The organism is Anabaena sp. TISTR 8404, from assembly GCF_056847745.1.
This window is the reverse complement of record NZ_CP180578.1, coordinates 2,044,798-2,068,718: the sequence shown is the minus strand read 5'-3', so window position 1 is coordinate 2,068,718 and position 23,921 is coordinate 2,044,798. Positions and strand designations below refer to the sequence as shown.

Below are 23,921 nucleotides of genomic sequence, written 5' to 3'. Positions count from 1 at the left end.
CTTTTGACCATTAACTAAATTGCTGGGCATAAAATCTAGCATAACGACCTTCCAGCCTTAATAACTCTTCATGAGTACCTGATTCGACAATTTGCCCTTTTTCTAAAACTAGAATCCGATCGCACCTTCTTACTGTACTTAAACGATGAGCAATAATAAACACTGTCCGATTCTGCATCAGTCTTTCTAGTGCTTCCTGTACCAAAGCTTCCGATTCGGAATCTAATGCAGATGTCGCCTCATCTAATATTAATATTTGCGGATTCAGTAGCACAGCACGGGCGATCGCTATTCTCTGTCTTTGTCCACCCGATAAATTTACACCACGCTCACCTACCCAAGTTTGATAACCTTCTGGTAACTGGGTAATAAATTGATGGGCATTAGCAATTTTCGCAGCTGTCATCACTGCATCCATATCAAAATTATCTTGTCCAAAGGCAATGTTTTGAGCGATGGTTCCCGAAAATATCACCGTTTCTTGAGGAACAATGCCAATTTGTCGCCGCAAACTATGTAATGTGACATCCCGAATATCAATATCATCAATCAAAACTTGCCCAGATTCCGGGTCATAAAAGCGGGGGAGAAGATTGACAAACGTCGTCTTCCCTGCGCCGGAAGCACCAACTAAAGCGATCGCTTCTCCTGGTAATGCTAGTAAACTAATATTTTGGAGTACAGGTTCTCCAGGTTGGTAAGCAAAGGAAATATGGCGATATTCTACTTTACCTTTAACTGGCGGTAGGGCGATCGCAATTGGCTTTTCTATTACCCTAGGTTGAATTGCCATCAATTCAAACACTCGGTCTAAAGATGCTTCAGCTTGCTTAAACTCATTATAATTATTAGTAGTGTGTCCTATCGGGTCAATTAATAATGCAGCGGCGGCTAGATAACTGAAAAAATCCCCAACAGTTAAATTGCGTTGATAAATTTGCCACGTACCCACCATTAATAACGATAAAGCGCTTAAAGCTTCTAAAAAACCAACTATGGGGATTTGGATGGCTTTAAGACGTTCTGCGGAATACTTGGCTTTTAAAGAACGTTCTGCTTCATAACCAAAGCGAGCAATTTCATAATTTTCGGCTGCAAATGCTTGTACAAGACGAATTCCGCTGAAAACTTCCGTCAAAATAGCTGATAGCCCCGACACGCGATTTTGGCTTTTCAGAGAATACTTCCGTAGCCGTTCCCCAAACCACCCAATTAACACACCCATTAACGGTGCAATCACAATTGTGGCGAGTGTGAGTTGCCAATTCAAGTAAATCATATATATGGGTATAGCGATTAATTGCAACACACAGGGAACAAAGTCATGCAGTACTTTATTGACAACTTCACCAACCCGATCTACGTCTTCTGTCAGGCGATAAGCTAAGTCACCTGTTTTGGCTTTTTCAAAATAGCTCAAATCTAATTTTTGCAGGTGACCGTATACTTGCTTGCGGAGATAATAAGCAACTCTTAAAGCCACCTTGGCCATGTAAATATCTTGCACCGACTGAAAAAAGCCGCGTATCAAAAATACTAAAGCACAAATACCCGCTAGTTGAGCGATCGCTAATACATTACCTTGCCCAAAAGGCGCTGCTAATTTACCCGCAAGATTAATTAACGTTAGTGTAGCCAGCACATATCCGAGAATGCCGACAAATCCCTTCGTAATATTTGCCCATTGGGGTTTGATATATGGCAATAGTTGCCAGTAATTAGAACGAGTTTTCAAACCGTAACTTCCAGAATATGATTTTACATTGTTTGACGCTATCAGCTTTTGTGCAGTTTCAATGCACCTAATTTTAAAATTGCTGACTAACCTATCTTCATAGTATGGGTAATTTACCCACCCCGTAAGGATTTAAACACAAACGTATCCTACGGCGCATCAATAACGCAAATCAAAATCAAGGGTTTGAAACCCACGTTCGCCTTTGCCGTTACCGTGTGTGCAAGATTAACTGCAACTTCAGTCGTCTGTTACTTCCAAAAATATTGCCATTATAAGTTTTATCGGATACATTGCATCTAGCAGTTTTTGTTCTAAGTAGACCTAATAAAAAAATGCAGTAAAATCTTCTTCTATCCTGCCTGAGCCTAACGATAAATATTTCTAATAATCTACTTATAATTATTTGAGATTTACAATGAGTTTTTTTCTTAGACAAGCTTTTTTTGTATTAGTAATTTTCTGGTTTTCGCCGCTATTAATACCATTCATATTTACAACAGAGCAAGAAATTATTACTGCCGATGTTAAACGATGGAGTGAAGTTTTAGGTGTATCAGAACAAAGTTTGTGGATTCAATTGCTGGTTTTACTGCACAAGACAAAAGAATTTAGAAACTTATACTACTACCGTTTATTTAAAGGTAATTTAAGCGGACGGATTTCTATGTATTTACTCAAGTTGATTTATCCAGAATGTCCTTCTTTGTTCTTAGATTCCTCTTGTAACATTGGTGCTGGTTTATTTATCCAGCATGGATTTAGCACTATTATTATGGCAGATATGGGTGAGCAATGTTGGGTAAACCAACAAGTAACAATTGGATATAAAGATAAATCAGGTCGTCCTAAAATTGGGAACAATGTTCGGATTACTGCGGGAGCTAAAGTACTAGGTAATATTCAGGTAGGCGATAATGTCACAATTGGTGCAAATTCAGTTGTGGTCAAAGATGTTCCTAGTGATTGTGTTGTTGTAGGAATTCCTGCTGCCATTATTAAAAGAAATGGAATCAAGGTTGAAGAGAAATTATAAATTATAATTCCTCAAATCCACACCCTATACTTACTTAATCATATAGTTCAGGTATTCCTGATTACCATTTACATATCATTCAGTATTAACAGCCAGATAATTGTTTATATTAAGGATTTAGAATAACTGTTAAATATTGCTGCAAAATTAGGATTTTTCTTGAATTATATTCCTAGATTTCCCGATGATATTTTCAATCATTCACAAATTTCAGGAGTAAATCTAGTGTTGACTTCAACCTTACTCGCAGCAGCCACAACACCTCTACAATGGAGTCCTACAGTTGGCATCATCATGATTCTTGCCAACATCTTCGCTATTACCTTTGGCAAATCTAGCATTAAGTATCAAAATTCCGAGCCAGCTTTACCCTCAGCAAAATTCTTTGGTGGCTTTGGTTTACCAGCACTACTAGCAACTACAGCCTTTGGTCACATTTTAGGCGTGGGTATCATCTTAGGGTTGCACAACCTAGGTAGATTCTAAGTTTTGTACCTCAGTTTGCTTTCAATTTAATACTGTTTTGTCTCAACGATTTGAGCTAGAAATTTATATTTCTGGCTCTTTTATGTATGATTGTAGCCACATATAGCAGTCGAAGCGTAAATTCGGACATTGCTAATTGCTCAAAGCTTTGAGCCTAAAACGTGTATACTCAGCACTTTCAACTCAGAACTATGCTGTAAGTCAGAATGAGGTATGCGTATTAAGAAAAGTAATAATGCTTTTTTACGTCGCTGATAATTTCCCATGTGCAGGACATACCAGCAGGAAAAGTCACCAAATCTCCTTTACCCATTTGCACTGGTTGTCCGCCATTTGGCGTAACAATGACATCACCTGCCAAAAAGTAGCAAGTTTCTTCAGTATCGTAAGTCCAGGGAAACTTGGAGACTTTCTTTTCCCAAATTGCCCATTTGAACACACCCAAATTTTTGAGATATTCTTGACTGGGTTGATGCTCAATTTTAATTTTCATGTTTTGTGTTGTTAGTTTGGGTTTAACAGTACGACTGGATATCTTCGCCACACTGATCTACTAAATAACACAAAGCGCGAAAACGCAAGCCGACAAATTGCTCGTAAAGGGGATTCAGCTTGCACATGGGGGGAATGTGGGCAATTTTGCGACCAAACAAAACAATATCACGCTCGAAAGGACACTGGGCTGGGATCAATTTCGCAATAAAGCGTGCTACTTTACGATTTTGAATTTCGAGTTCGTCAAGCCATTGACGTAATGGTTGCAGAATATCATATCGAGATTGAGCTAAGGAGTTTTTCTTAGCTAATTTTGCAATTTGGCCTAAAGTTTCATGTTGAATGAAAGCAGGCAGAATAATAGATAAATTAGTTGTTTTGTGCATAATCGTTAGTACTTTTTTTCAGGTTGATACACTAGCGGGTTGCAGATTTAAGTCTAACCTCGCAATTGATTCCAGTAGTTTATGTTGCGCTTGCAGACATAAACTACTGTAAGCACAAAATGCTTATTTGCTTTACAAAATGCGGGGAAACGTTGACTTAATTGATATTTAAACTCACCGTATGGTGGAGAACTGTCCCGTTAACTACAAAATAACAAAGAAAAGATAAAAGTGGGATTTTTTTAACTTATTGATTGCTGATAGAGGAAATAGCTATTTCATATACTCAATTTAGATCATACGTTCGGAAACTATACAGTATCTAGAGATTGAACTTTACAAGCAAAAGCGCAGTTAAATTCTGACTTCAGCTAGACTTCCGAGGAATTAACTCTCAAGGCTCAATGATTTTAGGATATTGAGTATCAAATAAATTGTCATGTACGCTACATAAGTAGCCCCAGATATTATTTAATTAGTTACGCAAAAGCGTTTCATAAGCATAAACTAATAATGTTATGTAAGTAACCAAACAGAACATCAGGGACGCAAATTAAATCTATCGAAGTAGTGAATTATGAAATAGTAAGAGTAGGCGATCGCTACTTAAATAAACGCCAACACACAAAAAAGAAAAATCTTCACGCTATCTTCACACAACATTCAAATTTACTGCTTGAGTTTGGTGCATCTGAAACTAAAAAATACTTTACTGTCTAAATATCAGATGCAGTTATAGCCAAAATAGATTTAAGAGAATTGAGTCAAAAAAACAATGACTACAGTAGTAAAGCCCATCACTTTAGCAGAATTCCTGCAACTCCCCGAAACTCAACCCGCCTCGGAATATATCAACGGAAAAATTAGTCAAAAACCTATGCCCCAAGGAGAACATAGCCGCCTTCAAGGTAAACTTGTCGCCACTGTTAATCAAGTGGCTGAAACTTCAAAAATTGCCCTCGCTTTCCCTGAACTGCGTTGTGTTTTTGGGAGTGCTACTATAGTTCCCGATATTTCTGTGTTTCGCTGGGAACGCATTCCCCGTGAACCATCCGGTAGAATTGCTAACCGTTTTGAAACGCATCCCGACTGGGCAATAGAAATCCTCTCTCCAGACCACAGTTCAGCCACAGTTCTACTGAAGCTAATACATTGTTCTCAAAATGGCACAGAACTGGGTTGGTTAATTTTTCCAGAGGAAGCCAACATTTTAACTATCTTCCCCAATCAACGAGTTGAAATGCTCAAAGGTACAGACCAACTCCCGATTCTTAGCAATATTGATTTAACTTTAACGGTTGAGGAGGTTTTTAGCTGGTTAACTCTGTAGTAGAGGGGTTGATACGCAGCACTTTGCTATACTTGCCAAATTTTGATTGTTTTATCAGAACTACCACTCACAAGAAATTTACCATCAGGACTGAGGGCGAGAGAATTTACTGTTCCTGTATGTCCAGTGAGGGTGTAGAGAATTTCATTGGTAGAAATACGCCAAATGTTAATTGTGCGATCGCCACTACCACTAAATAATAGTTGTCCATTAGGACTCAGGGCAATTGATTTGACTGCATCTGAGTGACCATTGAGAGTCTGTAAAAGTTTACCTGTAATCAAATGCCAAATTTTAATAGTTGTATCCGCACTACCGCTAAATAACAGTTGTCCATCAGAACTAATGGAAATTGATTGTACCTCGCCTGTATGACCTGTGAGTGTACGTAGAGGATCACCTGTGTGCGGGTTCCACAGCCGGATTTTGCTATCGGAACTACCACTAGCGAGAATGCTACCATCAGGGCTGATGGCTATGGCATGAACAGATGAGGAATGCCATAGTGTACAAATGCGATCGCCTTTGTGTAAATTCCAAATTTTAATTTTATTACTACCACTAGCGAGAATTTGCCCATCAGGACTAATATCAACAACATTGACTGGTTTTTGATGTCCTAATAAAGTGTGGATTAACTGACCAGTTTTTAAATGCCAAACTGTGACATTACTTTTCGGATGTTGACAACTCCCAACAGCCAAAAAATTTCCATCGGGACTAATGGCTACCGATGAAACTTCACCTAAATTACCTGAGAGAGTTCTGATTTGTTTTCCGGTTGGCAAATTCCAGATATTAATTGTTTGGTCTGCACAGCCACTAACTAAAGTCTCCCCATCCGGACTAATTGCTACAGATGCAACTTTACCAGAATGACCAGTTAAGGTGTGGATAAGTTCGGGAGATTCTAAGTTGCGTTTTTGCTTGAGTATAGCGATCGCCTGTAATATTTTTTCTGTGGATGCCACACTTTGGCGATCGCCCACAGCCGTAAAATATTCTTTTAATTTGTAGATATATTCTTCATCTTCTATTTTGATGGCAGATTGCATTGCCTCTAAGGAGTTAGTAAATTCCTGAGTTGTAACTTTACGCAATTCTAACCATGTGTTGATAGAATAATCTACTTGTTCGTTTGCCCAAGAGCGATCGGGCAAATGTGATAAACTCTGCGCTAATTGTAAAGCTAACTCTGGAACCCAATATCTGCGCTCTTTTTCCAGAGCTTGATAAACTTGTTGATACCCTGTAGCATACACCTGGAGTATGTTATCCTCAGACATTGACTGTACCGTTGGTAAATCTAGCCTATCTTTCAGCAAACCAGGTAACAACTCTGGTAACAACGGTGGTACATCATGATGCACTAGGTGATAAGCATCCGCTACCCAAGCTGCAACTAGACAATGACAGGTAATTAATACTTGGCAAAACTTAGCAATATCCTGCTGATTGATCTGGTATTTTAACGACAGTTTACTAATATCAATACCTTTGGCTTGCCATTTTTCTGCCTTTTCTAAAGTTGCCAAATTCTGGACATTATCACCACCTAAGTGATTGATTTCTTCTAAGTCTTCTCCGAAAGCAATTAGTTCATCTCTAATTTTTTTCCACTCTAAAGCCCGCGCTTTAGCAAATTCTTGAATAATCTCTTTGTATGGGAGACGAGAAATTGTTTTATAAAAATAATTTTCTTGACCTAAACCCCAGTAAGCAATCCGAAAATTTAAATAATCTCCATCATGGTCTGATTCTAAAATTAAAATCGGCTCTGTTTTTAACAGACTAAATAAAGCCTTAATACTAGATTCGCTATGAAAACGTTTACTATCCCAAGCGCCTGCTAAAAATTCAGTTGGTCTGACAGGGTTATGCAGAGAATAATTGACATTAATAAATTCCCGCAATCCTTCAGCCAAAATTCTTTCTATTTCGGAAATTTCTTCAGGATTACAGTCAAATTGGTCAAATTTAATTTGTGGAGGAGCGAGAAAAATTTTTAATGGAGTATTTCTCTGACTATTGCGAGTCTCTAAAATTTGCGAAGGATACAATCTTAAAGGCCAGCTATCCAAAACTTTATTAACTTCTGGTAGCTGAAGCGAGGTATCTCGCTGTTGTTGTGCTATTTGTATTTGTGTTTCTCGTTGATAAACTGCTAATTGCTGTTGCAGAAGTTTTTCTTTTTGAAATCCATCTTCGGAATTTTTGCTATTAGTTGTAATATTAACAAATTCAATCACCTCTTCGACAAATTGCGGCAATTGGTAGTTTGTTGTCGTCAGACCTTCTGCTGTTCTTTTTTGTACTAGATTGACAACTACAGGTGCAAACTCTAGTACAAGTTGGATAAGTAACCTTAACCCTTGTTCCATAAAGGGAAGCCTGTTAGATAAATAACATTAACTGTGGAGATGAAATACGTGTATGCGGCAGTTTATTATTAGGTACTGCTGCGATTCATCACTGAAAATAATCACTATAAGTCATAGTACTACTTACTGGGATCATATTGCCCATAAATTGAATGTCTACTGCCAATGATGATTAAGCTATGTTAGCCGCACTATAACCAATTGCCGAGCATCATAGTAGAATTGAAGGGGAATTTTCTCTGGCGATCGCAGCCCTAATTATATTTTAAAATATTAGGAAACCTAAGTAAACTAATTGCTGGTTTCCAAGCAAAAAGCATACATAATTAAAGCAAGCTGCTATAATCAAAAGATATATTCAGGTCAAACAAATAAATAAGACTTAAATAATAAAAAAACAGCTTAATAAAACATATAGCCGGATTTTACAGCTAATTTTTTGTAATCATCAAGCGGCAGATTATAGTATATCTAAATTATTGATATAGGATTCCTGTTTGGTTATTGCAAAGATTCAGTACAACTTCCTCATTCCCTCTTTCCTCCCAACACAAATAATATCGTGTTTGGTGAAAGACTAATCATTAAGGCTGCAAGGGTTTAGGGGAGAGGTTTTGCGGTTGCTGTATAGATGCAGCAAATCATAACTGAGCAGTCGTATATGATATAACTTATCCACATCAAATTGAATTGCTATCAAAAATTTTAGGTATCTGTGGCGTGAGCATTTTCTACTATATTCCGGTTTTATTGAGGGTTTTACTAGAAAATGCCCATGCTTACCCAACACAATCAAAATCTAATTCCTAGTTGCCCATTAAAACCTCGTACAGAATTATAACCGGCTCCTACGAAAACGTTTTTCGTCGCCCCTACCTGAACACCACCAGAAACAGCCACACCTTTATCTTGAGAATATAATCCCACCCCTACATAAGGAGAAATAACTGGTAAACTTATAAACTTTAACACATCTACTCCGGTAGCACCGTCAGGGCCATTCCCCACTTCCACACCCAAATTTAAAGCTCTAGCTCCCACTGCATAGGTAATGTCTCCTTCGTTACTACCAACTGAAACCCAAGGCTGTGGTATGAGTTGAGCAGAGGCTTGGCTAGGAGAAATCAAAGTTAAACAAGTAACTGATGTAATCAAGGTTTTAGCAATAATTGCTTTTTTCATACTTTCCTCCTAATATTAATCACCAAGCATGATTAATAGTGACGCGTTTGCCCAGACTAAGTGCCTTGGTGAAGTTATTAGACAAAAGCATTGCATACCCATGACCAATTGCACATCTAGCTAACTGAAAAAGATGAACTACTTCGTTGAGCTTCAAAGTTATCTAGATGAACAAGGACGTATAAAAGAATGGCCTTCAAAACGGAATAAAGCCAAGTTTCAAAGGCTGGTGTTGGAATATTTAGCAACCAAGTTTGAATTTGGGGTAATTTATACTGAAAAAGAAGTAAATGCAATTTTAAATGCTCATCACACCTTTGGCGATCCTGCGCTATTGCGAAGAGAAATGTTTGAAAGGCGACTAATTAACAGAGAACTGGATGGTTCTGCTTACTGGTGTAATCAGCAAGCAGAAAATGTAACTTAGAACTGACGCGACCAATCATGAGGCCAGCGTTCTACAATCACTTTAGTTTGGGTAAAAAACTCAACTGCATGATTTCCTTGTCCGTGCAAATCTCCGAAAAAGCTTTCTTTCCACCCACTAAAAGGGAAAAATGCCATTGGTGCAGCAACACCAATGTTAACACCGATGTTCCCGGCTTCTGCTTCGTAGCGGAATTTACGTGCGGCTGCACCACTGCTAGTAAATAGACAAGCCATATTACCATATTGACCGCTATTTACTAAAGCGATCGCCTGATCAATACTATCTAAATGAATTAAGCTCAAAACAGGGCCAAAAATTTCTGTGCAAGCAATTTCACCCGTAGGGTTGACGTTTTGCAAAATTGTCGGACGGATAAAATTACCTCTTTCATACCCAGTAATTTGAGGATTTCTTCCATCAATTAACAAATTTGCGCCTTCCTCAACGCCTTGTTGAATTAATTGTTCAATTCGTGTTTTACTTTGGGTGGTAATTACTGGCCCCATCTCTACACCTTGTTCTAAACCATTACCTACTATTCGCTTTTTTGCTGTTGCGGCGATGGCTTCGGTAAATGTGTGTCGTGCTTCCCCGACGGTGACAGCAATTGAAGCGGCTAAACAACGTTGTCCTGCACAACCAAAAGCACTATCAGCCGCGATGCGGGTAGTCATGTTGATATCTGCATCTGGTAAGACAATAATCGGATTTTTCGCGCCACCTTGACATTGCATTCGTTTACCATTGGCTGCACCGCGACTGTAGATATACTTAGCGACAGGTGTAGAACCAACAAAACTAATCGCTCGAATTTTGGGGTGTTCTAAAATTGCATCTACAGCTTCCTTTGCACCGTTGACTAAGTTAACCACTCCTGGAGGTATGCCAGTTTTTTCAATTAATTGCAAGATTTTTTGCATTGTCAGCGGTACTTTTTCCGAAGGCTTGACAATGTAGGTATTGCCAGCGGCGATCGCATAAGGTAAAAACCAAAAAGGGATCATCCCCGGAAAATTAAACGGACAAATCACCGCCGCCACTCCCAAAGGTTGGCGAATCATGATTTCATCAATACCTCTAGCAATATCCTCCAAGTTTGTTCCCTGCATCATCATCGGGATACCACAGGCTACTTCCACATTTTCAATCGCGCGACGCATTTCACCTTTAGATTCTGCTAAAGTTTTGCCGCATTCTTCAGTAATAGTCCGCGCTAAATTTTCAAAATGTTCTTCCAGCAAATTCTTCAGTTTAAATAAATACTGCACTCGTTCTGTAGCTGGAGTGCGTCGCCAACCGACAAAAGCCACCGCTGCTGCTTCTGCTGCTTGATTTACTTCCGATGCTGGTGACAAAGGTACACTGGCTAGTATTTCGGCAGTTGCCGGGTTAATTACATCTAAGTATTCTGTCGCGCTAGATGTTAACCACTGGCCATCGATGTAGTTGGGTAAGGTGGGGATAGCATTCATGAGGATTTGCAGTAACTAGATATCCTAAGCCTGCGCGGGTGCATTGACTCAATTATGATGTGAAAACTACCCCAATAACAAATAAGCAAGTAATTGCAATGATAATGATTGCTGAACCGATCCATGTAGTCTGTCGGTCAAATTTAATAAAGTCTGCCAACATTTTTTCCGCCTTTGGATCATTGAGAGACTCATGATGTTAATAAGTCTAGAGATGATAGAAAAATTGTCTGCGAATCGCAAACTTGGCTAATCTAAAAGGGATACGAGAACGTTTAATAACTGTTAAGCGGAGAAATTTACCTGTTACCAAACGAGATATTCCTTAAAATTTAATTAAAACAAAAATATAAAATTGGTGTATTGAGTACAAAAATTTCAGGATATCAACAATGTTGAAACGAAAAGCATAATATCCAGCTTTACTGCTAATATTCGGCGTTTTGAATAATCATGGTTAAATATTTTCAATAATAAATCTCCTCATTTTCATTGATAAAAATTTTCTATTTTGAACAAAAGATAGGTTTTTCGGCATAGTTATGAAGTTAATAAAAGACTGGAAGCAGATTTATCTTCTTCTGCTTCTATTTCTTCCTGGAATTTTTTCAGTTGGAGTTGCAGCAGTTATTGCTAATGAAACTACTAATAAAGCAGTGTTTGGAGGTGACAATATTCAGCCTTTTACTTCTAATACTGTGTTCTTTACTAAAGGCACAACTGCTTTAGAGATTATCAAAACTGCCGATCGCATCGCCGTCGAACCAGGAGATACAGTCATTTATCGGCTGGCTATCCGCAATACTGGTAACTCTCCAGCCAGCAATATTACCCTTACCGACACTCTCACCCTCGGATTGAATTTTGAGACGCGATCGCTGCAAGCATCCCTCGCCAGTAACAACGTCACTACACCGATAACTGTATCTAGTAGCCAAGGTGATAACCGCACAGTAACTATCAACTATGCTGGCAGCATCTCTGCACAAGGGACTATGAATGTAGTCTATGCCGTCACAGTCACACCGGATGCTGTACGCGGAACAGGCAAAAATTTAGCAGTAGCCACAGCTGGAAATATCAGAAGTAATACAGCCAGCCATTTGCTCAAAATTCGCAAACTCAACAAAAAGTTGAGTCTCCCAATTTACCAGAGTTAATTGCACCTGTAGAAGATGATGTGGAAGCTGTTTTTTCACCACCAAGACCAAGCCAACCTGACAAATTAATAACTTCAGATCAGGTGGAGTTGTTCACTTCCATAGAGACAACAGAAGACAATCAGACGAAAGGCAAAGAGGAAGATTCTCCACAATCCTTGATTTCTTCAAATCAAATAGGCAATTTATACGATTACTGTTGCCAATGCTGCTAATCGAGCTACTGCTACTAATATTGATATAACTGACCCTTTGCCTAGCGGTTTTAGTTTTGATGGCTCTGTTACTCCGACTGTGACTTTGAATGGTGGAGCAACACGCACCAGTATAACTAACCCAACTTCTGGTGCAACTACTCTGAATTTTGGTAGGTTCAATATTCCCGGTGGTGGGAATGTGCAAATCACCTTTACTACCGATGCTGCTGCGACTGTACCTGATGGAGTGTATAACAATGGTGCGATCGCTACTTATCTTGACCCCACCCGGACTACGGCAAATGGCACAACAAGTGTCAGCTACGACCCAGCAACAGTAGGCGAGGAAGTGACAGTGGGTTCTGCTACACCAACTCCAATTGTAAGATTGCGGGGTGTGAAACGAATTACTAATGTTGTTAGAAACGGGTTGCCTCTTAGCGGTGTCAACTTTGGCAGTTTTATTGATGATCCTAATGATCAGAATGATAATGCTCCTGGCTGATCTCAACTTCCACCAGTTGGAATTACCAGCCTCATTCCGCAATTTACCTTACAAAGCGGGGATGAGGTTGAATATACAATTTACTTTCTAGCAGATGGCAACCAGCCAGTACAAAATGCGAGATTTTGTGACCCAATTCCTAATGGCACAAGGTTTATCAGCAATAGCTTTGCTTCCGCTAGTGGGATTTTGGTAAATCTAGCTAATACAACTACACCGATAACTAATGCTGCGGATGGCGATAATGGTAGCTTTTTCTCGCCTTTAGCTCCTTTAAGTGCAAATAATGTTTGTCCTAATCAAACTAATCCAACAGGTGTGGTGGTGGTGAATTTTGGCACTCTTAATTATATGTCTGGCAGTAATTTTGGTTTTGTGCGTTTCCGTGTGAGAGTGGATTAATTGAGAAGAATTAACCGCCACATAGGTATTTTATGCTGAGATTTTACCAAATTGAGAGGCGATCGCCTCTCAATTTTTCGGTGGCGATCGCCGAGAAAAAGAAATAAATATTTTGCTGATATATTACTACTTGCCCTTTTTATGAGAACAAGTAATCTTATCTACTGCCGCTTTCGATAGCAGTGTCATCTTTCCCGTGTGTATATCTACTGAAAAAAGAAAGTTAGTTTCTTCACCTTGCGGGTTGGCAAGTGCATACACTTCGCCTGACAAAGAAAAAGTCAAACTGAGTAAGTCATTTTGCAAAGGCTTGTCGTCAAAAGTTAATGGTGACAAGTTAACAATCTTGCCTTTCCCAGTCATCATAGACCTGTTATCTAGATCTAGTTGCACTAATCTTGTCACACCATGTATACCGAGAGTTGTAGCGTAAATTTTTCCATCTGGGCCTAAAGCAAGATTGTTCAGCCGCACATCTGGGGGCAGTTGTGGCAAACATAAATCAGAATCAGAAGTGACTTTGCCATTTTTAATATCAATTTCTACTATCTCAAAAGGAGGAATACCTCCAGCTAGACTGACTACACCAATAAATTTGTTATTTTTAATTGCTAACAGATTTTCAACGGTACAATTAGATTTTTTAAATCCTGAGAGTTTTTTATATTTAGAAGATTTCCCATCAAAATGTAGTAACTTACTATGATGGCCTTTCTGTGTTGATACTGTAGTCACAAACATAAATGTGCTATCAGATAAGCTAGTTAAACTAGTTAATCGCTCAGTTGGTTCAATATAAGAAGCTAAATTTGCAGTATCAGTTTTTGCACTAGTGTTATCTACAGTTGTCGGAAGAATTTCATTAACGGTTTTAGCTAGAAGCCCACTAATCAATCCCTTATGACCAGTCTGCCAGTCTAAAGATACTAAAGAAATTGCTGGAGTAGTATTAGCTAAGTCTGTAGAGCTTATTTTAATTTTATTTTGCTGGTTGTTAAGTCTTGCACCGATGAGTGAGTGTGATAGTTCCACCACTGTCTTACCTCCAAATTGTTAACCTCGGATTTTTAGCTCGTCATCTGCGATGCTGTGTAAATCATATAGTAGCTTGATAGTAAGCGAGTTCTTGAATCAAGGATGACATCTAATGAACTGAATCTTGGCAATACCATTCTGCTAAAAGATGAAGCAGAGTAAAATTTTTAGACAAATTACAAGAGTTGAATTTTAGGAGTAAGCTTCTGTCTTTACAATTTATTAATGTCCCCCCTGCTAATTCTCAACCCCCTGTTGGCTTAATTGTCGCTTTGCACGGTTGGGGTGCTAATGCTGAGGATGTGGCCTCGTTGTTGCCTTATTTCCAATTACCTAATTACCAGTTTGTTTTTCCGAATGCACCATATCCCCATCCTTATTCTTCTGTTGGTAAGGCATGGTATGACCTGCGAATGGAGAATATGTATGAGGGTTTAACTGAAAGTCGCCAATTACTCACCGACTTTTTGCAATCTTTAGAAAGCAGCACCAGTGTACCTTTGTCGCGGACGATTTTGTGCGGCTTTTCTCAAGGTGGGGCGATGACTTTAGAAGTAGGATTAAAGTTACCCTTGGCGGGTTTAACGGTGATGAGTGGCTATTTACATCCTGATGCAGTGCCGACAAATAAAAGCGAGATTCCGCCAACTTTAGTCATGCATGGTACTAAAGATGAAGTTGTGCCATTGCAAGCAGCTATAAAAACACGGGAAACATTGCATTCTCTGGGCTTTGCAGTAGATTACCGAGAATTTGATGCGGGACATGAAATTAATCTGCAAATGTTAGAGGCGTTACGAAATTTTGTTTTAACTACAATTAGGTAGCGTTAAATACAAATTTTTTACAATTATGGTAAAAATCATGCAAATTTTTACGAAACAAATGCCGTCTAATGAGTAATATAGATTGGGTGGTTGCGTCAAGGGCAACTTCACCCAAGCTGGATGCAAATGCTGCATAAGGGAGGGGCAAGCATTATGAAGACTCTAGGCATTTCCAGGAAAGAAATAGCTGCCATGACCGCAGCAGATGTGGAAGATTTAGCTACTCGTCTGGAACTTGATAATTATAGCAATGCTTTTGAAGGTTTGAACGATTGGCATCTACTGCGGGCGATCGCCTTTCAGCGTCCAGAATTAGTGGAACCCTATATCTACCTCTTAGATTTAGAACCTTACGATGAAGCTTAGATGAAGTATGAAGTATAAAGTATGAAGTATGAAATTAATTTCAGGCTTCATCTTTTTTTCTGATGTCTAATGTCTAATCTTCAATCCCTAAGCGGAAATCTCAAAAAAAGGGTTCTTATTTGTGTAGGCGGCGGTATCGCCGCCTATAAGGTTTGTGAGGTGGTTTCGACGCTGTTTAAAGGTGGGGTGGAAGTTAAAGTTATTCTCACCCGTTCAGCGCAAGAATTTATCACACCTCTGACTTTAGCTACTCTCTCCCGTCATCCAGCCTATACAGATGATGATTTTTGGCAACCAACTCACTCTCGTCCGTTGCATATTGAGTTGGGAGAATGGGCAGATTTAATCGTAATTGCGCCTTTAACAGCGAATACATTAGCTAAGTTAACCTACGGGATGGCTGATAATTTGCTAACGAATACGGTGTTAGCTTCGACTTGTCCTGTGTTGTTAGCGCCAGCAATGAATACCGATATGTGGGAACAGTTGACGGTACAGCGCAATTGGCAGCAATTGTTAACAGACAACCGCTATCATGGGATGAGTACAGCATCAGGTTTATTAGCGTGCGATCGCATCGGTGCTGGTAGAATGGCAGAACCATCTGAAATTGTCACCCGCATTCAATCGTTGTTACATACTGGTGGTAAACGAGATTTAGTCGGTAAACGCATATTAATTAGTGCTGGGGGAACGCGAGAGTATCTCGACCCAGTAAGATTTATTGGCAACCCTTCTACGGGGAAGATGGGTTTGGCTTTAGCACAAGCCGCATTGCATAGAGGTGCGAATGTGACTTTAGTACATGGCCCTGCTAGTTGGGATGTACCCTTGGGTGTGCAAGCCATACCTGTCATCTCAGCAGATGAAATGCAACAGGTAATGCTGGAATACTTACCAAATGCTGATGTGATTGTGATGTCGGCAGCTGTGGCTGATGTCAAGCCTAGAGATTATAGTACAGAGAAATTGCCCAAGCGATCGCTCCCCCAAGCTTTACCTCTAGAACCTGTACCTGATATTGTTGCCCAGTTAGCACAACTCAAACAACCACATCAATTATTAATTGGCTTTGCGGCACAGACGGGAGATATTATCACCCCGGCAAAGGAGAAGTTGCAAACTAAGAAATTAGATGTGATTGTTGCTAATCCCATCGATCAGCCTGATAGCGGTTTTGGGAGTAACAATAATCAAGCCATCTTTTTAGACGGGCAAAATCATCAATTAGAAATTGCCCATTGTTCTAAGCTAGAAATGGCGCATTATCTATTTGATTTTGCAATGGGTAGAGACGCGAAATTTCGCGTCTCTACTTGATTTTTATCTGCGTCCATCTGCGTACATCTGCGGTTAATTATTAAAATCTTGTGCCTCACGCAAAGACGCAGAGACGCAAAGAGTTAGAGAAAGTTTACCTGTTTAGTAACCTACTCTCTGAAAACAGAGTTTATTTTTTGGCGTGAATTACTTGTAAACTTCCACCAGCATACAATTGTGTCTTTTCTACGTTGAAGCCAATTTCCTTTAATAAACTTGGTAAATCAGTTTTAATTAACTCCCAAGCTGTTTCTGTTTCAAACAATAGTAAAAATACTGAGACACCTGGCCAAAATATGGGATTATTCGGTGCATGAAAATCGACTAATGTAAACACTCCTTCTGGTTTTAGCACTCGATAAACTTCTTGAATAATTTGTCTTAATTGTTCAGGTTGCATTTCATGTAAAGCGGCACTGGTATGCACCACATCAAAAGAATTGTCTGCAAAGGGCATTTTCTCTGCAAAGGCTTCTATATATGAGGCTTCAGGGACATTTTGTTTTGCCCGTTGCAAAGATTTTGGTGAGGCATCTAATCCTGTTACATTTTGTGAATATTTCACTAAAAATTGTGTAGATTGCCCACTACCGCAACATAAATCTAATACCTGAGTATCTGAATGAATTGTTAAGCCTTGTAAGGCAAGTTGGCGAAAACGGGTTTCACCACCGACACTGATAGCTGCTACGCGGGAAATAGCATCATACAACCATTGATATCGGTAACTTAAATCGCGTAAAATTGTGGCCATTGCACCTTTCCTGACTGTTAAGCTTTATATTTAATAAAGATATATTGTTAACATTAGTAAAAAATCTGAAAGGGTTGGGGGAAAATAACTGCTATGGGTCGTGTAGGCGTTTTATTACTCAATCTCGGTGGCCCCGATAAGTTAGAGGATGTTGGGCCGTTTTTGTACAATTTATTTTCTGATCCAGAAATCATTCGCCTACCATTTCGCTGGTTGCAAAGACCCTTAGCTTGGTTTATTGCGTCGCGGCGCACCAAAACATCGCAAGAAAATTATAAGCAAATTGGTGGTGGTTCTCCATTACGGCGAATTACAGAAGCACAAGGAGAAGCTTTAAAAGAACAGTTGAGTGATTTAGGACAAGAAGCTAACATCTACGTAGGTATGCGTTATTGGCATCCCTATACAGAAGAAGCGATCGCCCTCCTGACTCAAGATGATATCGAAAAACTGGTCATTCTGCCTCTTTATCCGCAATTTTCCATTAGTACCAGTGGTTCCAGCTTCCGGTTGTTAGAAAAACTCTGGCAAGAAGACCCAAAATTGCAACGTCTGGAATATACGGTCATTCCCTCCTGGTATAAACAGCCAAACTACCTGCAAGCGATGGCGGAACTTATCGCTCAGGAATTAGACCAATTTCCTAATCCCAATGACGTGCATATCTTCTTTAGCGCTCACGGTGTTCCTAAAAGCTACGTTGAAGAAGCAGGCGACCCCTATCAACAAGAAATTGAGGAATGCACATACTTAATTATGCAGACCCTCAATCGTCCTAATGCGCACACATTGGCTTATCAAAGTCGTGTCGGCCCTGTAGAATGGCTGCAACCGTACACTGAAGATGCGTTGAAAGAATTAGGCGCACAAGGCGTAAAAGATATAGTAGTTGTACCCATCAGTTTTGTCTCCGAACACATCGAGACATTGCAAGAAATTGATATTGAGTATCGAGAAATTGCTGAAGAAGCTGGAATTCACAACTTCCGTCGCGTACCTGCGCCGAATACTCATCCAGTATTTATTAGAGCATTGGCTGATTTAGTTATTGACGCACTGCAACAACCCAACTTCAAGCTGTCACAAGCAGCCCAAATGAAAAAAAGAGTGAAAATGTATCCCCCAGAAAGTTGGGAATGGGGTATGACTACCAGTGCGGAAGTTTGGAATGGTCGCATTGCTATGTTAGGCTTTATAGCTTTAATTATTGAGCTAATTACTGGTCGCGGTCTGTTACACATGATTGGACTTTTGCAATAAAAAAGGGGCTAGGGACTAGAGGCTAGGGTCTAGAAAGTAGTATTTTTGAAGTAAATTTAACAACAAAGTGATAAAAGCCTTTGAATCCCTATACCCCATTTTCTACTTTCTACTCACCACTCCCTATTTACAATGAACTTCAAAACATTAGTTTTCTATGGTTCTTACAGAAGCGATCGCCAGGGCATTAAAGCTGCTAAATTCATAATTGATCAACTCCAGCAAAGAAACCATGAGGTAATATTTGTAGATGCGAAGGAGTATGACTTTGGCATCTTAGACCGGATGTATAAAGAGTATGATCAAGGTCAGGCTCCGGCAAAGATGGCACAATTGGCAGAACATATCCGCACAGCCGACGGTTTTGTAGTTGTTGCAGGAGAATATAACCATTCTATTCAGCCAGGGTTGAGTAATCTAATGGATCATTATCTAGAAGAATACTTTTTCCGTCCGGCTGGTATTATTTCCTATTCGGCTGGTGGCTTTGGTGGAGTACGCGCAGCTATACAGTTACGCGCTTTTCTAGGGGAGATGGGAATGGTGACTATTTCAACCATGTTTGCTATCTCTAAAATCGGAGACTCTCTAGATGAATCAGGTACTCCAAAAGAAGCAAGTTTAACTAAGAAAGTTGGTCAATTTTTAGATGAATTAGAGTGGTACGAAGAAGCATTACAACGACAACGAAGAGAAAAAGGCACTCCGTACTAATTAAGTTATTTTAACTATCTATTTTCAAACCAAGCTTCTAAATCAGCAGTGGTTGTAAAATCTAGCAAAGCTTCACCTAAATCTTCTAACTCCGCAGTTGATAAATTTTGAATACGTTCTTGCAATTGTGGATTTACACTACCTAAACGGCGGTTAAGTAAGCGTAATATCAGCTTTGCTTCTCCTTGCTGTATTCCTTGTCTCATCCAACTGGTAACGATTTGCATAACTCTTTCCTCCTGCTGTGGCTCAATACTAGCAAGTTGCTCTTGAAATAGTCTTTCTTCGTGAGCATTCAATTCGAGATAGGTATCAATAAACCCTGAGATTAATTGTACTTGTGCTGGGTTGAGTTCCAAGTTCGCCAGCAATTGTAAACACATGAGCTTGACTGTTGGACGTTCTTGAATGTTCATCCGCATTTTGGCCATCAAAGCACTAGCTACAGGATTTAGCTGATTAAAAAAATCTTGCCATCTTAATTGATTTAATTGCACGACTTCATAATTAAATTCCAGCACCTTTTTGTTGGGAAAATCAATACGGTATGAATTCGGTTCTGGTGTTAGTGGTGTGTCATGAGAATAAATGACTATAGGATATATAGGCAAAGCATATTTTTCATGCAATCGAGCGAAGTAAGTAAACATTCGCTGATTAAAATTAGCTTGTGAATAAGATTGATGTTCTGTGTGGATGATGAATAAAGTATTTTGATTTCTGAACGAAACTTTAGTAACTATATCGAGTATTTTACGCTCTCCTTCAGTCACATCTGTAAATACTTCTTGTGGTAAAAACTCGATAGAGTCTCGCTCCCAATAAGCACTGACATCAGGAAAAAATAACTCGATAAATTCAGGGAAGAAGTTAGAAAGAAGTTCTTTAAATAAACGGTCATGGTCAATCATTGAGGAATTAATTCCTAGCTACAAACCATTGCGACTTTAATTACTCGACGGGCTTTCATGTCATGAAACACTTGTTCTAAGTCTTTTAAATGTCGCTTTTCACTGATGAGTAATTCAAAAGGAATTTTACGACTCGCTATCATTGAAAGTGCCGATCGCACATATTCTGGTGTGTTGTGAAACACGCCTTTTAATGTTAGTTCGCTGTAGTGCAATTGTTCTGTATTCACGGTAATTGTTGTATCTCGTGGACAACCGCCAAATAAGTTGACTGTTGCACCAGGACGAGCGCAAGCGATCGCAGTTTCCCATACACTCGGTACACCAGTGGCTTCTATCACCACATCTGCACCCCAACCTTGGGTAAGTTCTTTCACCACACCAGGAATATCTGGAATTTGATGATAGTTAAATGTCTGCGCTGCGCCGAGTTTTTGACCAATTTCTAGCCTGTGGTTGTTTCCTCCCCACAGCAATACCTCAACAGTATCAGCTAGGGCGGCGACAAACATTAATCCAATCGCCCCATCTCCTAAGACCACTACTTTATCTTTGGGTTTGATGTTGGAACGGGCGACACCATGCAATACACAAGCTAAAGGTTCGGTCATCGCCGCCAATTCAAAGGGCAATTCATCAGGCAGGCGCAATAAATTATGCTTGACGATGGGTGCAGGAATTTTGAGGTATTCGGCAAATGTGCCATTATTCCAAGTCAAATTAGGACATAAAGAATACTCTTCGCGTTGACAAAAAAAACATTCCATGCAGGGTGCAGAGTTATTGGCAACAATGCGATCGCCAACTTGCCAATTAGTTACGCCTGCACCCACTGCGACAATGATTCCAGCTGCTTCATGACCAAATAGTGTAGGTGGTTTCAACATCTTGGCATGACCACCACGCCGCCAAACTTTCAAATCTGTACCGCAAGTTGTTGCTGCTCCCACTTGAATGACAACTTCACCAGCTGCTGGTGTAGGGTCAGCTACCTGCTCTAACCGTAAATCTTCTCGACCATAAAGTAACGCTGCTAACAAAGCTTTTCACCTGGCTTGTAAAAAGTGCTGAGTAAAAAATACTTATGTTTATTTTCTTATTTATGTGTTTCAGTCTAAAGAGTTCACAATGGCAATTAAAAAGCCACACCTGATTTTATCAGGTAGAGACTTGCATACCAATTTGCCGCTGAAAATCATTAAATCTTTATCTACTTAAAGAGTAATTTATCTTTTACAGTCAAGCTAGTGGGAACATTAAGATCAGCCAGATCAGCAAAGTTGTCACCTATGAGCCAGAAATCTCCTACTTCCAAAACTTGTGCTTGTCGTCATCTTGCACGTTGCCAAACTAAGGAAGCAGGCAGACTTTTTCTCTGGTTTCCCGTTCCCCATACCCTAACAAAAGTTACCGCCTACCTGCGGCAGTTTGCCATAGAGTATGAACTGATGCAGGAGCGTCCAGGTTTAAGTTTAGACTGTCAACCCGGACAAGCTCAAGAAATTGCCTACAACTTAGCCCAACTTCTGGCACCAAGAGAATTGAGAGAAACCCAAGTTCTGTTCATTCGTGGCGCTATCCAACCTCAACTACAAGATTTTAGTGACATTGCCTCATTACAACGCTTCATTAAGTTCAATCAGTCTGATTGGCTAGTAGAAATGCTGGCAAAAGAAAAATTCACTAGTCACTTTCAACCCATCGTCTCAATTCAGGATACTTCGCAGATTTATGGCTATGAATCCCTGTTAAGAGGACTGGATGAACAAGGTAATTTACTGTCTCCAGTACCAATCTTAGAATTAGCAACCGAAGCCGGACTGCTACCACAACTTGACCGACTCGCCCGCCTCAGCACGATCGCTCAATTCAGCCGCCATCAAGCCAATGGTAAAATCTTCATCAATTTTTCCCCAACAGCGCTTTATGACCCTGCTTCTTGCTTACGCAGTACAGTCGAGGCCATTGATCAAGCAGGTATTTCCCATGATCGGGTTGTCTTTGAAGTTGTGGAGTCAGACAATCCTCAAGATTTAGCCCACCTCAAAGCAGTGCTGCAATACTATCGAAATGCTGGCTTTTTAGTTGCTCTTGATGACCTTGGTTCTGGTTACTCCAGTTTGAACTTACTGCATCAGTTACGTCCAGACTTTATCAAGTTAGACATGGAGTTAATTCGAGATGTACATCAAGATTTGTATAAAGGTTCAATTACCGAGAAAATCCTTGAAATTACGCAAAAGTTAAATATCCGTACTGTTGCAGAAGGAATTGAGTGCATTGAGGAACTGAACTGGTTAAGAGAACGAGGGGCAACTTTTGCTCAAGGTTATTTGATTGGTAAACCAAGTGCTGTGCCGGTGATGACCACTCCTCACTTTGATGCGATCGCCTTAAGTGTAGCATCGGTATCTGGTCAGCCAATCAAGCAACAGGTACAACACCAAAGTGAATCTGAACGGATTGTTGCTGCTGTTACCCAACGCATCCGCCAATCTCTAGAGTTAAGTGAGATTTTACAAACTACAGCTGATGAAGTGCGACAACTATTTGCTGTAGACAGAGTAGTAATTTATCGGTTTGAGCCAGACTGGAGTGGGTTAGTTGCTGTAGAGTCCTTAGCGGCAGGATGGATGTCCATTCTGGGATTTAATGTTATGGATACCTGCTTTCAATCCACCCATGCAGATTACTACCAACAAGGCAATAGTAGAGCAATTGAAAATATTGAAACAGAAGGACTATCGCCTTGTCATGTGGAACTGTTGCGGAGTTTACAAATCCGGGCAAATTTGGTTGTGCCTATCTTACAAAAAGATTGTTTGTGGGGACTATTGATTGCTCATCAATGCAGTAGTACTAGAGAATGGCAGCAATCAGAGATTAACTTATTTAACCAGTTAGCAAGTCAAGCTGCGATCGCGATTCAGCAATCAGAGCTTTACCATAAATTGCAACAAGCAAACCAAGAATTACAGCGCCTTGCGGCTTCTGATGGTCTAACGCAAGTGGCAAATCGCCGTTGCTTTGATGATACACTCAACGCCGAATGGCAACGATTGGCACGGGAACAAGCTTGCTTATCTTTAATTTTGTGTGATGTTGATTGCTTTAAATTGTACAACGATACTCATGGGCATCTGGCAGGAGATGATGCCCTGAGAAACGTTGCTAAGGCCATTTCTCAGGCAGTTAAACGCCCTGCTGATTTAGTGGCGCGGTATGGTGGCGAAGAATTTGCGATTATTTTGCCCAACACAGATGCTGAAGGTGCGATCGCAGTTGCCAGAGAAATTCAAACTAATGTTAATGCATTACAACTGCCCCATCCAAATTCTCAAGTCACTCAACTCATTACCCTCAGTCTGGGCGTAGCAACCATCATCCCTGATAGCAAATCATCTCCTGCAACCTTAATCGCCGCCGCTGATCAAGGACTCTACCAGGCAAAAGCTCAAGGAAGAAATTGTGTCGTGCAGATGAACTGCGAAACAGTTCTGAGTGCTGAGTGAATCAATTTTTGATTTATTTTAGATT

23 protein-coding genes and 1 pseudogene are annotated in these 23,921 nt (G+C 39.9%); 14 read left to right on the top strand and 10 right to left on the bottom strand.

Translation table 11 applies throughout. The annotated features are described in order from the left end of the window. Positions 1-10 precede the first annotated feature (10 nt). Positions 11-1,735 carry an ABC transporter ATP-binding protein gene (locus tag ACMX3D_RS08950; protein WP_482751071.1) on the bottom strand — a complete coding sequence of 575 codons (1,725 nt, stop codon included), beginning with the start codon at positions 1,733-1,735 and terminating at the stop codon, positions 11-13. A 418-nt stretch (positions 1,736-2,153) separates the two neighbouring features. Between ACMX3D_RS08950 and ACMX3D_RS08945 the strand changes: the two genes are divergently transcribed. Then, positions 2,154-2,771 (top strand): serine O-acetyltransferase, encoded by a 618-nt coding sequence (locus ACMX3D_RS08945; protein WP_482751070.1) that lies wholly within the window; start codon positions 2,154-2,156, stop codon positions 2,769-2,771. A 225-nt stretch (positions 2,772-2,996) separates the two neighbouring features. After that, positions 2,997-3,257: a photosystem I reaction center subunit PsaK gene (gene psaK / locus ACMX3D_RS08940; protein WP_482751069.1), complete on the top strand. Its 261-nt coding sequence runs from the start codon at positions 2,997-2,999 to the stop codon at positions 3,255-3,257. Between the two features lie 220 nt (positions 3,258-3,477). Here the strand turns inward: psaK and ACMX3D_RS08935 are convergent, their stop codons facing one another. Next, entirely contained in the window at positions 3,478-3,750 is a 273-nt protein-coding gene (locus ACMX3D_RS08935; RefSeq protein WP_482751068.1) for a cupin domain-containing protein, read from the bottom strand. Between the two features lie 22 nt (positions 3,751-3,772). Next, positions 3,773-4,138, bottom strand: a complete 366-nt coding sequence (locus ACMX3D_RS08930; RefSeq protein WP_482751067.1) for a Mo-dependent nitrogenase C-terminal domain-containing protein — start codon at positions 4,136-4,138, stop codon at positions 3,773-3,775. Positions 4,139-4,913: 775 nt separating this feature from the next. On the opposite strand from ACMX3D_RS08930, the gene ACMX3D_RS08925 reads away from it, so the two are divergent. Next, positions 4,914-5,468, top strand: coding sequence for a Uma2 family endonuclease (locus tag ACMX3D_RS08925; RefSeq protein ID WP_482751066.1), 555 nt, complete (start codon positions 4,914-4,916; stop codon positions 5,466-5,468). A gap of 26 nt (positions 5,469-5,494) precedes the next feature. On the opposite strand, the gene ACMX3D_RS08920 is transcribed toward ACMX3D_RS08925, so the two are convergent. Continuing rightward, a complete protein-coding gene (locus ACMX3D_RS08920) occupies positions 5,495-7,849 on the bottom strand; it encodes a WD40 repeat domain-containing protein (RefSeq protein WP_482751065.1) in 2,355 nt (784 codons plus the stop codon). Positions 7,850-8,641: 792 nt separating this feature from the next. Next, complete coding sequence (locus tag ACMX3D_RS08915; protein WP_482751064.1) at positions 8,642-9,031, bottom strand: hypothetical protein; 390 nt, start codon at positions 9,029-9,031, stop codon at positions 8,642-8,644. Positions 9,032-9,164: 133 nt separating this feature from the next. On the opposite strand from ACMX3D_RS08915, the gene ACMX3D_RS08910 reads away from it, so the two are divergent. Further along, positions 9,165-9,458, top strand: coding sequence for a DUF2087 domain-containing protein (locus ACMX3D_RS08910; protein WP_482751063.1), 294 nt, complete (start codon positions 9,165-9,167; stop codon positions 9,456-9,458). Here ACMX3D_RS08910 and ACMX3D_RS08905 read toward each other — a convergent pair. Then, the gene (locus tag ACMX3D_RS08905; RefSeq protein ID WP_482751062.1) at positions 9,455-10,933 is read right to left on the bottom strand and encodes a CoA-acylating methylmalonate-semialdehyde dehydrogenase; all 1,479 of its coding nucleotides are present in this window, start codon (positions 10,931-10,933) and stop codon (positions 9,455-9,457) included. The two genes, ACMX3D_RS08910 and ACMX3D_RS08905, sit on opposite strands and share 4 nt — an antisense overlap. 542 nt (positions 10,934-11,475) lie before the next feature. Here ACMX3D_RS08905 and ACMX3D_RS08900 point away from each other — a divergent pair. From ACMX3D_RS08900 to ACMX3D_RS08885, 4 genes and pseudogenes are all read left to right on the top strand, one after another. After that, positions 11,476-12,093, top strand: a complete 618-nt coding sequence (locus ACMX3D_RS08900) for a hypothetical protein (RefSeq protein ID WP_482751061.1) — start codon at positions 11,476-11,478, stop codon at positions 12,091-12,093. A 183-nt stretch (positions 12,094-12,276) separates the two neighbouring features. Then, positions 12,277-12,795, top strand: coding sequence for a hypothetical protein (locus ACMX3D_RS08895; RefSeq protein WP_482752308.1), 519 nt, complete (start codon positions 12,277-12,279; stop codon positions 12,793-12,795). Between the two features lie 21 nt (positions 12,796-12,816). After that, positions 12,817-12,954 (top strand): annotated as a pseudogene (locus tag ACMX3D_RS08890) (hypothetical protein); the annotation flags it as partial. Between the two features lie 30 nt (positions 12,955-12,984). Next, on the top strand, positions 12,985-13,197 hold the full coding sequence (locus ACMX3D_RS08885) for a hypothetical protein (RefSeq protein WP_482751060.1): 213 nt from the start codon (positions 12,985-12,987) through the stop codon (positions 13,195-13,197). A 126-nt stretch (positions 13,198-13,323) separates the two neighbouring features. Here the strand turns inward: ACMX3D_RS08885 and ACMX3D_RS08880 are convergent, their stop codons facing one another. Further along, positions 13,324-14,232 carry a hypothetical protein gene (locus ACMX3D_RS08880; RefSeq protein ID WP_482751059.1) on the bottom strand — a complete coding sequence of 303 codons (909 nt, stop codon included), beginning with the start codon at positions 14,230-14,232 and terminating at the stop codon, positions 13,324-13,326. A 185-nt stretch (positions 14,233-14,417) separates the two neighbouring features. On the opposite strand from ACMX3D_RS08880, the gene ACMX3D_RS08875 reads away from it, so the two are divergent. The 3 genes from ACMX3D_RS08875 (at position 14,418) to coaBC (ending at position 16,745) form a co-directional block, all read left to right on the top strand. Then, positions 14,418-15,059, top strand: a complete 642-nt coding sequence (locus tag ACMX3D_RS08875; RefSeq protein ID WP_482751058.1) for an alpha/beta hydrolase — start codon at positions 14,418-14,420, stop codon at positions 15,057-15,059. A gap of 153 nt (positions 15,060-15,212) precedes the next feature. Beyond that, positions 15,213-15,425 carry a protein IsiD gene (gene isiD, locus ACMX3D_RS08870; protein ID WP_482751057.1) on the top strand — a complete coding sequence of 71 codons (213 nt, stop codon included), beginning with the start codon at positions 15,213-15,215 and terminating at the stop codon, positions 15,423-15,425. A gap of 69 nt (positions 15,426-15,494) precedes the next feature. Next, positions 15,495-16,745 (top strand): bifunctional phosphopantothenoylcysteine decarboxylase/phosphopantothenate--cysteine ligase CoaBC, encoded by a 1,251-nt coding sequence (gene coaBC, locus ACMX3D_RS08865; RefSeq protein WP_482751056.1) that lies wholly within the window; start codon positions 15,495-15,497, stop codon positions 16,743-16,745. Positions 16,746-16,875: 130 nt separating this feature from the next. On the opposite strand, the gene ACMX3D_RS08860 is transcribed toward coaBC, so the two are convergent. After that, the gene (locus ACMX3D_RS08860) at positions 16,876-17,499 is read right to left on the bottom strand and encodes a class I SAM-dependent methyltransferase (protein WP_482751055.1); all 624 of its coding nucleotides are present in this window, start codon (positions 17,497-17,499) and stop codon (positions 16,876-16,878) included. A gap of 93 nt (positions 17,500-17,592) precedes the next feature. Here ACMX3D_RS08860 and hemH point away from each other — a divergent pair, with 93 nt between their 5' ends. Both hemH and ACMX3D_RS08850 read left to right on the top strand, forming a co-directional pair. After that, on the top strand, positions 17,593-18,759 hold the full coding sequence (gene hemH / locus ACMX3D_RS08855; RefSeq protein WP_482751054.1) for a ferrochelatase: 1,167 nt from the start codon (positions 17,593-17,595) through the stop codon (positions 18,757-18,759). A gap of 132 nt (positions 18,760-18,891) precedes the next feature. Continuing rightward, positions 18,892-19,473 carry an NADPH-dependent FMN reductase gene (locus ACMX3D_RS08850; RefSeq protein ID WP_482751053.1) on the top strand — a complete coding sequence of 194 codons (582 nt, stop codon included), beginning with the start codon at positions 18,892-18,894 and terminating at the stop codon, positions 19,471-19,473. A 14-nt stretch (positions 19,474-19,487) separates the two neighbouring features. On the opposite strand, the gene ACMX3D_RS08845 is transcribed toward ACMX3D_RS08850, so the two are convergent. Both ACMX3D_RS08845 and ACMX3D_RS08840 read right to left on the bottom strand, forming a co-directional pair. Next, a complete protein-coding gene (locus ACMX3D_RS08845) occupies positions 19,488-20,384 on the bottom strand; it encodes an Rpn family recombination-promoting nuclease/putative transposase (protein WP_482751052.1) in 897 nt (298 codons plus the stop codon). A gap of 14 nt (positions 20,385-20,398) precedes the next feature. Then, positions 20,399-21,424: a zinc-dependent alcohol dehydrogenase gene (locus tag ACMX3D_RS08840; protein WP_482751051.1), complete on the bottom strand. Its 1,026-nt coding sequence runs from the start codon at positions 21,422-21,424 to the stop codon at positions 20,399-20,401. A 249-nt stretch (positions 21,425-21,673) separates the two neighbouring features. Between ACMX3D_RS08840 and ACMX3D_RS08835 the strand changes: the two genes are divergently transcribed. Beyond that, positions 21,674-23,896, top strand: a complete 2,223-nt coding sequence (locus ACMX3D_RS08835; protein ID WP_482751050.1) for an EAL domain-containing protein — start codon at positions 21,674-21,676, stop codon at positions 23,894-23,896. The last annotated feature ends 25 nt before the right edge of the window (positions 23,897-23,921 follow it).

Bases quoted from the DNA above. Each gene is read 5' to 3' on its own strand.
- ACMX3D_RS08945 (WP_482751070.1), top strand. From the start codon at position 2,154: ATGAGTTTTTTTCTTAGACAAGCTTTTTTTGTATTAGTAATTTTCTGG.
- ACMX3D_RS08935 (WP_482751068.1), bottom strand. From the start codon at position 3,750: ATGAAAATTAAAATTGAGCATCAACCCAGTCAAGAATATCTCAAAAAT.
- ACMX3D_RS08930 (WP_482751067.1), bottom strand. From the start codon at position 4,138: ATGCACAAAACAACTAATTTATCTATTATTCTGCCTGCTTTCATTCAA.
- ACMX3D_RS08925 (WP_482751066.1), top strand. From the start codon at position 4,914: ATGACTACAGTAGTAAAGCCCATCACTTTAGCAGAATTCCTGCAACTC.
- ACMX3D_RS08920 (WP_482751065.1), bottom strand. From the start codon at position 7,849: ATGGAACAAGGGTTAAGGTTACTTATCCAACTTGTACTAGAGTTTGCA.
- ACMX3D_RS08915 (WP_482751064.1), bottom strand. From the start codon at position 9,031: ATGAAAAAAGCAATTATTGCTAAAACCTTGATTACATCAGTTACTTGT.
- ACMX3D_RS08910 (WP_482751063.1), top strand. From the start codon at position 9,165: ATGAACTACTTCGTTGAGCTTCAAAGTTATCTAGATGAACAAGGACGT.
- ACMX3D_RS08905 (WP_482751062.1), bottom strand. From the start codon at position 10,933: ATGAATGCTATCCCCACCTTACCCAACTACATCGATGGCCAGTGGTTA.
- ACMX3D_RS08900 (WP_482751061.1), top strand. From the start codon at position 11,476: ATGAAGTTAATAAAAGACTGGAAGCAGATTTATCTTCTTCTGCTTCTA.
- isiD (WP_482751057.1), top strand. From the start codon at position 15,213: ATGAAGACTCTAGGCATTTCCAGGAAAGAAATAGCTGCCATGACCGCA.
- coaBC (WP_482751056.1), top strand. From the start codon at position 15,495: ATGTCTAATCTTCAATCCCTAAGCGGAAATCTCAAAAAAAGGGTTCTT.
- ACMX3D_RS08860 (WP_482751055.1), bottom strand. From the start codon at position 17,499: ATGGCCACAATTTTACGCGATTTAAGTTACCGATATCAATGGTTGTAT.
- hemH (WP_482751054.1), top strand. From the start codon at position 17,593: ATGGGTCGTGTAGGCGTTTTATTACTCAATCTCGGTGGCCCCGATAAG.
- ACMX3D_RS08850 (WP_482751053.1), top strand. From the start codon at position 18,892: ATGAACTTCAAAACATTAGTTTTCTATGGTTCTTACAGAAGCGATCGC.
- ACMX3D_RS08845 (WP_482751052.1), bottom strand. From the start codon at position 20,384: ATGATTGACCATGACCGTTTATTTAAAGAACTTCTTTCTAACTTCTTC.
- ACMX3D_RS08835 (WP_482751050.1), top strand. From the start codon at position 21,674: ATGAGCCAGAAATCTCCTACTTCCAAAACTTGTGCTTGTCGTCATCTT.